Origin of the sequence: Phycicoccus flavus, from assembly GCF_004025965.2 — a bacterium.
Lineage (GTDB): Bacteria > Actinomycetota > Actinomycetes > Actinomycetales > Dermatophilaceae > Phycicoccus > Phycicoccus flavus.
The window spans coordinates 1-13,235 of the sequence record NZ_SAYU02000038.1 but is presented as its reverse complement, the minus strand read 5'-3'; the positions used below and the strand labels follow the sequence as shown (position 1 = coordinate 13,235).

Below are 13,235 nucleotides of genomic sequence, written 5' to 3'. Positions count from 1 at the left end.
TCGGGGTCGCCCGTCATCCTCGCAGACGGCGGACGTCAGGGGGCGGACGTGCCGATCCCGAGGCGGCGCAGGAGGTGGGCCACGTGGGCGCGTCCGGCGGCGGGCGAGTAGTGCTCCTGCCAGCGCTCGCGGGCCGCGGCGGTCGCGGCCCTGCGCACCTCTGGCGGGGCCGTGGCGCACGCGCGGACCACGGCGGCCAGGGCCGCGTCGTCGCCCGCCGGCACCACCCACGGGTGGCCGGCTCCGACGACCTCCGGCAGCGCGCCGGCGTCCGACACCACGAGGGGGACCCCGGCGCTCATCGCCTCCGCGGCGACGAGCCCGAACGGCTCGGCCCACGTCGAGGGGAACACGGCGAGGTCGACGGCGCCGAAGAAGTCGGCCCGCTCGCACCAGCCGAGGCGGTCGGTCACCGCCCCGACCCGAGCCAGCGCGGCGTCGACCCGGGCGGTCTGCTCCGCCGGGACGAAGCGGCCGTCCCCGGCGAGGACGAGGCGCCAGCCGTCGGGCTCGGCGGCGGCCAGCCGCTCGACGGCCCGGGCCAGCACGTCGAGGCCCTTGTCGGCGGAGTGCCGGCCGATGAAGCCCACCCGCACCGGCCGGTCCGGCGCGCCGTCCGCGTCCCGCACGGGCAGCGCGTCGGTCCAGTTGGGCACGACCGTGGCGCCGGGCACGGCGGCGGTCATCGCGTGGCTGGGCACGAGGACGGCCTCGGCCCGCAGCCGGGAGACCCCGATGGCGGCGCGGTGGGTGGCCGACGGCGCCTGGTGCACGTGGACGACCCGGCGCTGGCGGCCCGCCGTCGCGAGGGCGGGCGCGAGCCCGTGGCACCACAGCCAGTCCTCGCTCCCGCGGGCCGCCGAGCGCAGCGCGGCCATCGCGGCGCGCCGCTGCGCGGGCAGGCGGAGGACGGGGAACCCCCGCTGCTCGGCCTGGTCGACGACGCCGCCGGTGGCCCCCTCGGCGAGGACCGGGCCGGCGACCGCGGTCTCGACGCCGAGGTCGCGCAGCACCTCGGCGGTGGCGAGCAGCATGACCTCACCGCCGCCGACCTCGGCGTTGTTGGCCGCGAGGAGGACCCGGGTCATCGCCGGGGCTCCACGGCGCCCGCGTAGACGGCCGAGACCGCCGCCGTCATGTCCGCGCGGGTGGGCCAGGCGGGGTCCAGGCGTGGGCGGGTGGTCGGGTCCAGGCCCTGGCGGACGACGCCGGCCGCCACCGCCGCGGGGTCGCGGGGGTCGACGAGGGCGGCACGGGGGAGGATCTCGGGGTTGCCGCCGACGGGGGAGGCGAGGACGCCGCAGCCGTGGCCGAGGGCCTCGAGCAGCGCGTACGAGCAGTTCTCCCACACCGACAGCTGGACGAGGACGTCGGCGCGGGCCAGCAGGTCGGCGGCCTCGACGTGGCCGGGGAAGGTCACCGCCCCGGCGACGTCGAGGGTGTCGGCCTGGGAGCGCAGGGCCGCCTCGTCCGGTCCGGTGCCGGCCAGGGTGAGCCGCGCCCGCGGGTGCTCCCGGTGCAGCACGGCGAACCCATGGAGCAGCGCGTCGAGCCGCTTCTCCGGCGCGAGCCGGCTCACCGAGACCACGTGCAGCCCGGGCTCGCGGACCGGAGGCGTGGCCGGCCGGTCCAGGCCGTTGCGGACGACGTGCAGCGGGGTCCGGGCGCCCGGGTGCCACTTGCGGGTGATGCTGCGGGCGGTCGCCCCGGACACCGCGACCACCGCGTCGGCGCGGCGCAGGCGCGCGGTGTGCAGCGCCTCCTTCAGCCGCGCCCGCCACGCGGTGCCGTGGTAGACGAGGTCGTCGTCGGCGATGCCGTGCTCGGTGGTGACGAGCGCGGCGGGCGAGCCAAGGGTCGCCGCGGCGGCCACGACGTCGGCCCAGGACAGGTGCGAGTGGACGACCGCCGGCGCGAGCTCCCGGACGGCCCGCCGGACCGCGGCCACGGACGCGCGGACCCCGTCGTCCGGTCCGACCGGTGCGGTGCGGACGTCGGCGCCGAGGGCCCGGAGCCGGTCGGCGAGCGGCCCGGGCGGGCAGAGCACGGCGAGCCGCCACCCGGGGACGCCGACCTCGGCGACGTCGAGGACGTGCCGGGCGACCCCGCCGAGGTCGGAGACCGGCAGGACCCAGAGGGCGAGCGGGCGAGCGCTCAGAACCACTGCTCCAGCCGCTCGAGGGCCACCCAGAACCCCTCGCCGCCGTTGACGTGGCCCTGCCAGATCTCCGGGATGAACCCGGCGTCGGGGGCGAGCGCGTCCAGCTGCTCCGCGAGCACCGCCCAGTCGACCTCGCCGTCGCCGACCTGGACGCCCTCGCCGTCGACCCCGACGGCGTCGACGAGGTGCAGGTGCTCCGCGTGCGGCGCGAGCGCGTCGACGGCCTCGGAGAAGGGGATGCCGAGGAAGGTGGACGCGAGCTTGGTGTGGGACACGTCGAGGCACAGGCGGCGGCCGTAGCGCTCGGCGAAGGCGGCGGTGTCGTCGGGCCGGACGAAGAGGTTGCAGTACAGCTGGCCGCCCATGTACCAGGGGAAGGGCGGCAGGGTCTGGCAGGCCAGGCGGACCCCGGAGTCGTCGACGCGGTCCAGGCCGGCCGCCACCCGGGCGTACATGTCCGGGATCTCGTCCACCGGCACGTGCCGGTCGGAGGTGAACCCGCCGACGCTGGAGATGACGACCGGGTCGGCGTCCTGGGTGAACAGGCCCCGCATCGAGCGGGTCGTCTCGATGACCCGCTGGAGCTCCTCGACCGAGCGCTCCCAGTGCGCGTCGTCCTCGCTCGCGAGGTTGAGGATGAAGTCGCCCGCGAACAGGTCCGGCGCGTGGCAGGCGTAGCCCATCGGCAGCGGCCCGCGGATCGCGGTGGCGGGGTCGATCTCGAGGTCCTTGTAGGAGAAGTGGAACTCTAGGAAGCCCGGCGTGCAGTCGGCGGTGAGGGCCTCGACGTCGTGGTAGCGCACCGGCAGCCCCCAGGGCCGCCGGAAGGTGTGGTCGCGGCCCTTCGGCACGCCGTCGGCGAGGTCGGAGGCGTAGAAGAACTCGCCGGCGGCCAGGGCCCGGTTCGCGGTGCGCCCGACGAGCTTCGGCAGGGCGTTCGGCTGCAGGCCGCGGCCGGGACTCTTGACGTCGACGGCACCGGCGTCGATGACCTCGCCCGGTGCGATGTCGCGGGCGGCGACGAGGCTCTTGGCCAGGTTGACCCGGTTCATCATCTCGCCGGTGGACACCTGCCGCGGGCCGGTGCCGCCGAGCGCCTCCTCGACCTCGCGGATCCGCTGGACCATCTCGCGCATCTCCTCGGGCAGCAGCGAGACCTTGTGGTCGTTGCCCTCCATCGAGCGGTCGACCGTGAAGTGCTTCTCGACGATGGTCGCGCCGAGGGCGACGGCGGCCAGCGGCACGTGGAAGCCGCGCTCGTGCCCCGAGTAGCCCACCGGGCAGTCGCCGAGCTCGGCCAGCCGCGGGAGGTAGGAGAGGTTGACGTCCTTGAAGGGCGCCGGGTACGTCGACTGGCAGTGCAGGAGGGCGTAGGGGGTCCCCGTGGCGCGCAGGAGGGCGACGCTCTCGCGGATCTCGGCCTCGGTGGACATCCCGGTCGAGACGACGAGCGGGGTGCCGGAGGCGGCGGCGTGCCGCAGCAGCGTGTGGTTGGTGAGGTCCGCGGAGGCGATCTTCAGCGCGGGGACGCCGTACTCGACGAGGGCGTCGACGCTCGGCAGGTCCCAGGGGGTGCACATGACGTCGACGCCCAGGCCCGCCGCGTGGTCGAAGACCTCGAAGAGCCGCTCGGCGGGGAGGTTGAACCGGGAGAGCAGGTCGAGGGTGTACTGCGGGCCGAGGTCCTCCCCGGCGCTGCTGCCCGAGCCGCCGCGGTAGAGCGCGGCCATGTCCCGCAGCTGGAACTTCACGGCGTCGGCGCCGGCCGCGGCCGAGAGGTCGACCAGGTGCTTGGCCAGGTCGACCGACCCGTTGTGGTTGATGCCGATCTCGGAGATGACGAAGACCGGCCGGTCCTTGCCGACCTCGTGCCGGCCCACCCGGAAGACGTCGCTGCGGTTGACGGCGACCGCGACGAGGTGGCCCTGGTCGTCCAGGAGCGGGACGTGGTCGACGCTGGGGGTGAAGAGCGTCCGCACCTCGCTCGGGGCGGCGGTGGCCGGGGCCCGGACGGCGCCGGTGTTCGCGACGTCGGCGCACGGGCGGGAGAGGTCGACGTCGTCCTGGGCGGCGATCCAGCGGCGGACGTCGCCGTCGGAGATCGAGCCGAGCAGGTGGCCGTGCTCGGAGACGCAGAAGACGATCCGGGCCTTGTTGGCCGTGATCTTCTCCAGGGCGCGCAGGACCGGGTCCTCGCCGTAGACGACGTAGGGGGTGACGGTGCGTTCGATGATCATGTGGAGGCTCCGGTGACGGTGGCGGCGAGCAGGCGCTGCTCCGCGACGGCGAGGTCGAGGACGGTGTCGATGTCGACGCCCTCGGACTCGTCCATGACGAAGAGCCCCACGCGACCGCCGATGCGGTTGTCGAGCTCGTCGTAGACCCAGGTGCGGGTGAGGTACAGCGACCCGGTCTCGCGGTAGCGCAGGGTCGCGGGGGTGAGGTCCTGGCGGCGGGGGCGGGCGGTGACGTCGTAGGCGGCGGACGGCTCGGGGCCGTCGGTCCAGATGAACGGCGCCTGCGGCACGACGCCGACGAGGCTGTCGACGCCGGTCGCGGTGAACTGCGCGACGGCCCGCGACACCGTGCCCGGCAGCCGCACGGGGGAGGTGGCCTGCAGCAGCATCACGGCGTCGGGGGCGGCGTCGGCGGCGCGGGCGGCCTCGATGGCGTGCCGGACGACCGGCTCGGTCGGCGTGTCGTCCCGGGCGAGCCCGGCCGGACGGCGGAAGGGGACGAGGGCGCCGGCGGCCCGCGCGACCTCGGCGATCTCGTCGTCGTCGGTGGAGACCACGACGTCCATGGCCGGCCGGGCCGCGAGCGCCTGCTCGACGGTCCACGCGAGCAGCGGCCGGCCGGCGACCTCGCGGACGTTCTTGCGCGGGACGCCCTTGGACCCGCCCCGGGCGGGCACGACGCAGAGGATCCTCACCGCCCCATCATCCCCTCCAGCACCGTGGCCGCTGCGCGGGACGGCTCGGTGGCGGGCCGTTCGGGCGAGGGGGTGGGGCGCTCGTCCCAGGGACGCAGGCCGTAGCGGGACCAGAACCCGGCCACCCAGGACGGCGGGTCGGGGAGGAAGACGCCGCTCGGCAGCCCGGCCGCGGCGGCCTCGAGCACTCCGGTCGAGAACACGCTCGCCACCGGCGCCCCGAGCTCGCGCAGCGGGGTGCCGGACCGGTCCAGGACGATCCCCTCGGCCTCCCAGCGCGCGTGCGTGGCGCGGGACCGGCGGTCGGTCTCGGAGGGGTGCGGCCGATAGCGCGCCCCGTGGGTGCGGCAGAACTCCTCGGCGGCCCGCTCGGCGGTCTCGCGGCCGAGCTCGGCGCTGTGCAGCTGGCCGAGGAAGACCGGCGGCGCGGCGGGGTCCGGTGTCGCGGGGTGGTCGGCGGCGTCCCACAGCAGCTGGGAGCCGACGACGTGGGCGCTCACGTCGTCGCGGCCGGAGCGCCAGAAGTCGGCGTCGCCGGCGCTCCAGGCCAGCAGGGTGGTGCCCTCGGCCAGGGGAGGGGCGTGCGGGGTGAGGAGGCCGTGCTGCACCGTGACGAACCGCGACGGGTCGGTGACGGCCGTGCGGGCCGCGGCGCCGAGGGGCAGGAAGTGCCCGACGGAGAGCACCGCGGGGGCGCCGGACGCCAGGCGTGGCAGGTCCTCGTGCGCGACGCCCTGGCTCTCGCGCCACACCCACGGCGGGAGCAGGGGCTTGACGGCGTCGCGCGAGACGACGGCGACGTCCCCGAGCGGCAGGTGGCCCAGCGGCCGCAGGAGGGCGGCCAGGGAGGTCGGCGAGGTGGCGTCGAGGACCACGAGCAGGCGTACGGGGCCGGTGCCGCCTCGGGTGACGACGACGCCGCCGGGTCGACGGGACGGGCGGGCGATCTCCGCGAGGACCCCCGCGACCCGGCGGACCCGCCGGGCGAGCGGCTGCCGGCCCAGCTGCCACCGGTGCCACGCCTCGAGGTCGCGCGGGTGGGTCAGGCCGTCCACAGCGCCTCCAGGGACCGCGCGCGGACGTCGAAGGTGTGCTCGGCCAGGGTGCGGGCGCGGCCGGCCCGACGGAGGGCGTCGGCCCAGGGCCGGTCGGTGTGGGCCCGTCGGGCGAGGTCGCGCGCCTCGTCGGCGCCCGAGAAGACGGCGACCTCGGTGCCCGGCTCGTAGTGCCGCGCGACGTCGGCCCGGTCGACCAGCTGGACCGCGCCGACCCCGCACGCCTCGAAGGTCCGCATCGTGAAGCCGTCCTGGTCCCCGTGGATGTTGAGCGTGGCGGTCGCCGCCGCCATGACACCGTAGGCGTCCGGGCGGGCCAGGTCACGTCCGGCCGGCAGTCCCGGTGTGCCGAGGCGCCAGGTGCGCGCGCGGTCCACCGGGTGCTCGGACCAGTCGCGTCCGTGGGCGCGGACCGGGAGACCGGCGTCGGCGAGGGAGCGCAGCAGGGCCTCGCGGCCGGGGTAGCGCGCCCCGACGAAGACGACCTCGTCGCGGGGCGGGTAGGGGGTGACCGGTTCGTGCGGGTCGTGGGCGAGGGGGACGTGCTCGGCCCGCAGCCCGCGGGCCCGCAGGGCCTCGACGTCCAGGGGCGAGTACGAGGCGACGGGGCCGGCGAGGGCCAGGGACAGGGCGGTGTGCCCCGTGCGCCGCAGCTCGTCGTAGAGCCAGAGCACCCGGCGCTGCCGGCGGGCGGCGAGCAGGTCCCAGAAGTCGTCGTCGAAGGCGTCGCCCTTGACGACGACCAGCACGTCGGGGTCGTGGGCGGTGACCGCGTTCCTCGCCCGGCGACCGAGGGCCGCCCGGCGCCGCGCGTCGGAGGCGCCGAGACGCTCCGGCAGCTCGTGCAGGGCCTTGGCGCCGAGGCGGCCGGCCGGCCCGCGCTCGTCGTAGCGCACGGTTCGTACCTCGTGGCCCCGCCCCGCCAGCGCGCGCTCCAGGGAGCGCCAGTAGCCGTGGAAGGCGGGGCTGAGGACGAGGACCCGTGAGCGCGGCGTCACGAGGTGAGGCCGCGGCGGGCGAGCTCGTCGAGGGCGTCGTCCCACGCGGCCGCGTCCGCGCCGGGCTGCTGCCAGGAGCGACGGACGAAGTCGGCCACGGCGTCGGCGGCGGACCAGCGCGGCGGCGGGGCCCCGAGCGAGCGCAGCCGGGTGAGGTCGGCGCAGGCGTGCTCGATGTCGCCGGCCCGGTGGACGTCGAGGTGGGTGACGCCGGGGGAGGGGACGGGGGCGCCCGCCGCCGCGGCCTCGGCGAGGCCGACGAGGGTGGTGCGGACCCCGCTGCCGCAGTTGACGACCCGTGCCTCGCCGGGTGCGGGCGGGCGGTCGAGGGCCCAGGCGACGAGGGCCACGAGGTCCTCGACGTGCACGACGTCGCGGGTCTGGTGGCCGTCGCCGTAGACCGTGAGCGGCCGGCCCTCGCGCAGCATGGCGAGGAACGCCGCGAGGACCCCGGTGTACGGGTTGTGCAGGGCCTGGCCCGGTCCGACGACGTTCTGCGGGCGGATCACGGTGAGCGGCACGACGCCCTCGCCCTCGTCGGCCGCGGCCTGCTCGGCCAGCGACTTCGTCTCGCCGTAGACCGACACCGGGCGGTGCGGGTCGTCCTCGGTGGAGGCCACCGGCTGCCCGTGCCGGCAGCAGCGGGGGCCGAAGGTGGAGCCGTGCTCGGGGCAGGTGTACCCGCCCTCGCCGTAGACGGCGCGCGAGCTGAGCGAGACCAGCGCGGCGCCGTGCTCGCGGGCCCACCGCGCCGCCAGGCGGGTGCCCTCGACGTTGACCCGGTGGTAGCGCTCGACCTCGTACATCGACTGCCCGGTCCCGGTCTCCGCGGCCAGGTGCACGACGGCGTCGACCGTGCCCTCGGGCAGGGCGGCCCACGCGGCGGGGTCGGCCACGTCCCCGACGACGACCGGGCCGGGGAAGGCCGCGCGGGCCGCGCCCGCGTCGGCGTGTACCTGGGGCAGCAGCGAGTCCAGGGCGAGCACGTCGTGGCCGCCGGCGTGCAGGCGGCGGGCCAGGTGCTGGCCGATGAACCCGGCGCCCCCCGTGACGAGGACCCTCATCGCCGCGACCCCACGGGCCGGGCGGGCACGCCGGCCACCGTTGCGCCGGCGGGTACGTCGCGGGTGACGACGGCACCGGCGCCCACCGTGGCGCCGTCGCCGATGGTCACCCCGCCGAGCACGACGGCCCGCTGGCCGAGGAAGACGCGGTCGCCGATGTGCACCGGGCCGGTCCCGTGCACCCGCGAGCGGTCGCTGCGGTCGTGGTCGGTGGAGGCGACGAACACGCCGTCGGCGAGCACGGTGTCGCTCCCGACGCCGACCGGGTCGATGGAGTGCAGGTGCACGTCGTGGCCGACGTAGACGCGGTCGCCGAGGGTGATCGAGCCGCCGGCCTCCGCCTGCAGCCACACGCGCTCGTAGATCGCGCACCCCGCCCCGACGGTGATCCGCTCGACACCGCGCAGGGCGAGCGGGGCGACGATGACCGACCCCGGACCGAAGCCCGCGAACGCTCGCCGGTAGAGCGGCCCGCGGGCCCGGGCGAGGTGCCAGCGGAGGCCGGGGGCGGCCTCGACGACGCGACGCGCCGTGCTCATCGCCGGCCCCCGTGGATCAGCCGCAGCTCCTCGCGGGCGGTGGCAATCGGGGCGACGTCGCGCCCGGCCAGGCGCCGGACCCCGTTGACGGCGACGTTGGCGGCCGTCGCGACCGTGAGTGCGGTGGCGAGCCGGCGGCGACCACCCCACCGCTCCGCGTACCGCATCCGGGAGGTCACGAGCCAGGCCCGGCGCCGCAGGGGATCGGACGACCCGCCCCCGGTGTGGGCCAATTCGACGGTGCCGACGAAGACCGCCGGGACCCCGCGTCGGCGCAGCCGTCGCTGCAGGTCGATCTCCTCGGAGTTCATGTAGTACCGCTCGTCGAAGCCGCCGACCGCCCGGAAGTCCTCGGTGCGCAGGAGCAGGGCGGCCCCCACCACCCAGTCTACGGGCAGGACCACGCCGGGCACGGCGCGGGTGTCGTGACCCACGGCCTCGTGCAGGACCCGGTGGTGCCGGAAGCGTGCCAGGGGCGTCAGCCACTCGACCACCTGGTGGCCGACGGTGGGGAAGTGGCGCGCGGTCGGGGTCGGTGCGCCACGGGAGTCCCGCACGAGGGGACCCACGACGGCGGGCAGCCAGGGCCGGGCGGCCGCGAGCAGGTCGGCGAGGAACGTCGGGCCGAGGGAGACGTCGCTGTTGAGCACGAGCAGCATCGGGGCCCGGACCTGCTCCACCCCGGTGTTGACGGCCGACCCGAACCCGCCGTTCACGGCGCGCCGGACCACCTGCACCCCCGGCCGGTCCGGGAACGGCTCCGGGGAGCAGTCGTCGACGACGACGACCTGCACCGGCGGCGCGGTCTGGGCGCGCAACGCGTCGAGCAGGGCGGACGTCGGCGCCGGGTCCCCGTAGTGCGGGACGACGACTGCGAGCCCGGGCACCTCACTCGGCACGGTCGCCCCCCGCGGGGACCGGCTCGAGGCGCCCGAGGCGGACCAGGTGGGCGAAGTCCGGGCTCGCACGACGGACCTCCTCGAAGGTCCCCGCCGCCTCGACCTGGCCGGCCTTGAGGAAGACCACCTGGTCGCAGTCGCGGACCGTCGACAGGCGGTGCGCGACGATGATGACGGTCATCCGTCCGCGCAGGGCCGCCACGGTCTCGGCGACCCGCCGCTCGGTCTCGTTGTCGAGGGCGGAGGTGGCCTCGTCCAGGACGAGGAGGGCCGGTTTGCGGTAGAGGGCCCGGGCGATGCCCAGCCGTTGGCGCTGACCCCCGGACAGCCGCGAGCCGCGCTCGCCGACGCGGCTGTCCAGACCGTCCGGCAGCGCGGCGATGAGGGGTTCCAGCTCCGCGTCGCGGACGGCGGCGAGGACCCGCTCCTCGTCGATGATCTCCGGGGGCTCGCCGAGGGCGATGTTGGCGCGGACGGTGTCGTCGGGGATGAAGACGTCCTGCGGCACGAGACCGACGTTGCGCTGCCAGCCCGGGAGGTCGTCGGTGATCGGCCGGCCGTCGGCCAGGACCTCGCCGGAGACCGGTTCGTGCAGACCCAGGACGGTGTCGACGAGGGTGGTCTTGCCGGCGCCGCTCGTGCCGACGAACGCGACCGAGGTGCCGGCCGGGACGACCACGGACACCCCGTCCAGGACGTTCGTCGTGCCGTCCCGGTACCGGTGGATGGCGTCGCGGACCACGAGGCTCTCCGTCAGCGGCATCCGGCCCGTCGCGGTGGGGTCGTCGCCGGGCACGTCGGGCAGGTCGGGGTCGGTGAGGTCCGCGAGGACGAGCGTCAGGCCCGCGCGCCCGGTCCGGATGAGCTGGAGCGAGGCCATGATCCTCGTGAGGCTCGGCAGCAGCCGGAAGCCGGCGGCCACGAAGAGCGACAGGGTGGTCAGCGTCGTCGAGGAGTTGCCGGTGGAGAAGGCGACGACGACGAGCACCGCGACCCCGCCGATGAAGACGAGCTCGAAGATGCTCTTGGGCAGGTCCGCGAGGAAGGCGTTGGCGCGGCGGGCCCCGGCGTAGCGCAGGCGCGCCTCGCGGTAGCGGGCGAGGAACTGGTCCGAGGTGCGGCGGACCCGGATCTCCTTGATGCCCTGGATCGTCTCCCACGCCGTCATCGACATGTCGAGCGACGCCTCCTGGAAGACCCGGCCGACGTTCTCGGCGCGGGGCCCGACCGTGCGCTGGAAGAGGACGGCGACCACCGAGAAGTACACGATGGCCACGACGGCGGGGACGGGGTCGAGGACGAGGATGACGACGGTCAGCGCGAGGACGGTGACCGCCTCGGTCGCGACGATGATGGCGCCGGTGACGACCATGGCGTAGGTCTGTCCCGCCGACTCGGTCATCGTCCGGTTGAACTCGCTCGTGTGCCTCGACAGGTGGACCCAGTACGGGGCGGCCAGGTAGCGACGCAGCAGCGACTGGGAGGTGTCGGCCTCCTGACGGGCGAGGAAGCCGGCCATCCACCACCGGAACGCGACGCCGATGACCGCCTTGAGGATGAACGAGGCGAAGACGAGGACCGCGATGACGAGGGCCAGCCGGTCGCGCGGCGGGTTCCCGAAGACGTCGGCGAACCGTCCGAGGAGCCCGGTCCCGGTGTCGGCGCCGGTGAGCAGCTGCATGAGGGGCACGACGCTCGCGACGCCGACGACCTCGAGGAACGCCGTGACGACCGAGCCGACGACCGCGAGGAGCAGCCGGACCCGGTTCTCCGGGGAGAACAGGACCGCGATCCCGCGCGGGATGCCGAACACGTGAGTCCTCCTGGTGCGTTCCCGGGGAGAGGCCGGAACGCGACCATCGTAGGCGGGACGTGACGGGCCCGACGTCCATCCGCGACCACTCGCGGCGCGCCGCGCCTCTAGCCTGTCAGCGTGACCGACTCACCCATCGGGGTCTTCGACTCCGGCTACGGCGGGCTGACCGTCATGCGGGCGATCCTCGACCAGCTGCCCCACGAGTCGGTGGCGTACTTCGGTGACACCGCGCGCGCCCCCTACGGCCCCCGACCCATCGCCCAGACCCGCGAGTTCGCGCTGCAGTGCCTCGACCGGCTCGTCGACCACGGGGTGAAGGCCCTGGTCATCGCCTGCAACACCGCCAGTGCCGCGGTGCTGCACGACGCGCGCGAGCGCTACGACGTGCCGGTGGTCGAGGTCATCCGACCCGCGGTGCGGCGGGCTGCCGCGGCCACCCGCACCGGTCGGGTGGGCGTCATCTCGACCCGGGGGACCCACCAGTCCGGGGCCTACCTCGACGCCTTCGCCGCCGCCCCGCACCTCGACGTCACCTCCACCCCCTGCCCCCGCTTCGTCGAGTTCGTCGAGGCGGGCGTCACCGGCGGGCCGGAGATCGTCGGCGTAGCGCACGAGTACCTCGACCCGCTGCGGGAGCGCGGCGTCGACACGGTCGTCCTCGGGTGCACCCACTACCCGCTGCTCACCGGCGTCATCTCCTACGTCATGGGCGAGGCCGTGACCCTCGTGTCGTCGGCCGAGGAGACGGCCAAGGACGTCTACCGGGTGCTGGCCGACGGTGGGCTGCTGCGGCCGGACGGCCTGCCCGAGCCCAGCCACGGGTTCACGACCACGGGCGACCCCGACGAGTTCCGCCGGCTGGCCGTCCGCTTCCTCGGCGTCGGCTCCTCGGTGGGCCCGGTCTTCACGTCGCCGCCGGTCGTGCAGCGGGTGGGGATCGGATGAGGCTCACCGTCGTCGGCTGCTCCGGCTCGTTCCCGGGCCCCGGCTCGCCCGCGTCCTGCTACCTCGTTCGGGCCGAGCACGAGGGCCGGACGTGGAACCTGCTCCTCGACCTCGGCAGCGGGGCGCTCGGGGCGCTCCAGCGCCACCTCGACCCCGCCGACCTCGACGCCGTCGTCCTCAGCCACCTCCACCCGGACCACTGCGCGGACGTCCTCGGCCTCTACGTCACCCGCAAGTACCGGCCGCAGGGCCCGCTCGGGGGGCGCCTGGCGGTCCACGGACCGTCGGGGACCGCGGAACGGCTGGCGCACATGTACCACGGCATCGGGCCCGGCGGCATGGACGCCGAGCTCGACGTGAGAGTGGTCCGCCACGGGGAGCCCTTCGTCGTCGGCCCCTTCACGGTGGGGCCGGTCGCCGTGGAGCACCCGGTCGAGGCCTACGGCTACCGCGTCGAGGCCGGCGGCCGGGTGCTCGCCTTCACCGGGGACACCGACGACTGCCCGAACCTCGACCTCCTGCTCGCGGGGGCCGACGTCGCGCTGCTGGACTCCGCCTTCGTCGACGGCCGCGACCCCGTCCGCGGCATCCACCTCACCGGCTCGCGGGCGGCGGCGGCGGCCGTCCGCGCCGGGGGAGTGCGCCGGCTCGTGCTCACCCACATCCCGGCCTGGAACGACGCCGAGGTCTGTCGGGCCCAGGCCGCCGCGGTGTGGCCGGGGCGGGTCGAGCTCGCCCTGGCCGGTGAGACGCTCGTCGTCGGGGAGGACCCACCGGCGCTCGACGTGGGGGCGGCGCGCGCGATGTGGGCGGACTACGCGGCCGC

Annotated in this window: 12 protein-coding genes; 2 read left to right on the top strand and 10 right to left on the bottom strand. The window is 75.8% G+C overall.

The window, feature by feature from the left end; translation table 11 throughout:
- Positions 1-35: 35 nt before the first annotated feature.
- Genes EPD83_RS20995 through EPD83_RS12055 form a run of 10 tightly spaced genes read right to left on the bottom strand, consistent with a single transcriptional unit; the run spans position 36 to position 11,461 of the window.
- Complete coding sequence (locus EPD83_RS20995) at positions 36-1,088, bottom strand: glycosyltransferase (RefSeq protein WP_128367184.1); 1,053 nt, start codon at positions 1,086-1,088, stop codon at positions 36-38.
- Positions 1,085-2,164 carry a glycosyltransferase gene (locus EPD83_RS12095; protein ID WP_164896517.1) on the bottom strand — a complete coding sequence of 360 codons (1,080 nt, stop codon included), beginning with the start codon at positions 2,162-2,164 and terminating at the stop codon, positions 1,085-1,087. Before EPD83_RS12095 ends, EPD83_RS20995 begins: the two co-directional genes overlap by 4 nt.
- A complete protein-coding gene (locus EPD83_RS12090; RefSeq protein WP_165566623.1) occupies positions 2,155-4,398 on the bottom strand; it encodes an N-acetylneuraminate synthase family protein in 2,244 nt (747 codons plus the stop codon). Before EPD83_RS12090 ends, EPD83_RS12095 begins: the two co-directional genes overlap by 10 nt.
- Positions 4,395-5,093, bottom strand: coding sequence for an acylneuraminate cytidylyltransferase family protein (locus EPD83_RS12085; protein ID WP_128367999.1), 699 nt, complete (start codon positions 5,091-5,093; stop codon positions 4,395-4,397). Before EPD83_RS12085 ends, EPD83_RS12090 begins: the two co-directional genes overlap by 4 nt.
- Positions 5,090-6,148, bottom strand: a complete 1,059-nt coding sequence (locus EPD83_RS12080) for an RNA-binding protein (protein ID WP_128368000.1) — start codon at positions 6,146-6,148, stop codon at positions 5,090-5,092. Before EPD83_RS12080 ends, EPD83_RS12085 begins: the two co-directional genes overlap by 4 nt.
- Positions 6,136-7,146, bottom strand: a complete 1,011-nt coding sequence (locus EPD83_RS12075; RefSeq protein WP_165566622.1) for a CgeB family protein — start codon at positions 7,144-7,146, stop codon at positions 6,136-6,138. The genes EPD83_RS12080 and EPD83_RS12075 overlap by 13 nt, the downstream gene beginning before the upstream one ends.
- Positions 7,143-8,210 carry an NAD-dependent epimerase/dehydratase family protein gene (locus tag EPD83_RS12070; protein WP_128367265.1) on the bottom strand — a complete coding sequence of 356 codons (1,068 nt, stop codon included), beginning with the start codon at positions 8,208-8,210 and terminating at the stop codon, positions 7,143-7,145. Before EPD83_RS12070 ends, EPD83_RS12075 begins: the two co-directional genes overlap by 4 nt.
- A complete protein-coding gene (locus EPD83_RS20990) occupies positions 8,207-8,749 on the bottom strand; it encodes an acyltransferase (protein WP_128367266.1) in 543 nt (180 codons plus the stop codon). Before EPD83_RS20990 ends, EPD83_RS12070 begins: the two co-directional genes overlap by 4 nt.
- The gene (locus tag EPD83_RS12060) at positions 8,746-9,636 is read right to left on the bottom strand and encodes a glycosyltransferase family 2 protein (RefSeq protein WP_235950550.1); all 891 of its coding nucleotides are present in this window, start codon (positions 9,634-9,636) and stop codon (positions 8,746-8,748) included. The genes EPD83_RS20990 and EPD83_RS12060 overlap by 4 nt, the downstream gene beginning before the upstream one ends.
- A 1-nt stretch (position 9,637) precedes the next feature.
- Entirely contained in the window at positions 9,638-11,461 is a 1,824-nt protein-coding gene (locus EPD83_RS12055; RefSeq protein ID WP_165566621.1) for an ABC transporter ATP-binding protein, read from the bottom strand.
- A gap of 120 nt (positions 11,462-11,581) precedes the next feature.
- On the opposite strand from EPD83_RS12055, the gene murI reads away from it, so the two are divergent.
- On the top strand, positions 11,582-12,409 hold the full coding sequence (gene murI, locus EPD83_RS12050; RefSeq protein WP_165566620.1) for a glutamate racemase: 828 nt from the start codon (positions 11,582-11,584) through the stop codon (positions 12,407-12,409).
- Positions 12,406-13,235, top strand: an 830-nt coding sequence (locus EPD83_RS12045; protein ID WP_165566619.1) for an MBL fold metallo-hydrolase, incomplete at its 3' end; no start/stop codon positions are given. The genes murI and EPD83_RS12045, both read left to right, overlap by 4 nt.

Bases quoted from the DNA above. Each gene is read 5' to 3' on its own strand.
- EPD83_RS20990 (WP_128367266.1), bottom strand. From the start codon at position 8,749: ATGAGCACGGCGCGTCGCGTCGTCGAGGCCGCCCCCGGCCTCCGCTGG.
- EPD83_RS20995 (WP_128367184.1), bottom strand. From the start codon at position 1,088: ATGACCCGGGTCCTCCTCGCGGCCAACAACGCCGAGGTCGGCGGCGGT.
- EPD83_RS12090 (WP_165566623.1), bottom strand. From the start codon at position 4,398: ATGATCATCGAACGCACCGTCACCCCCTACGTCGTCTACGGCGAGGAC.
- EPD83_RS12070 (WP_128367265.1), bottom strand. From the start codon at position 8,210: ATGAGGGTCCTCGTCACGGGGGGCGCCGGGTTCATCGGCCAGCACCTG.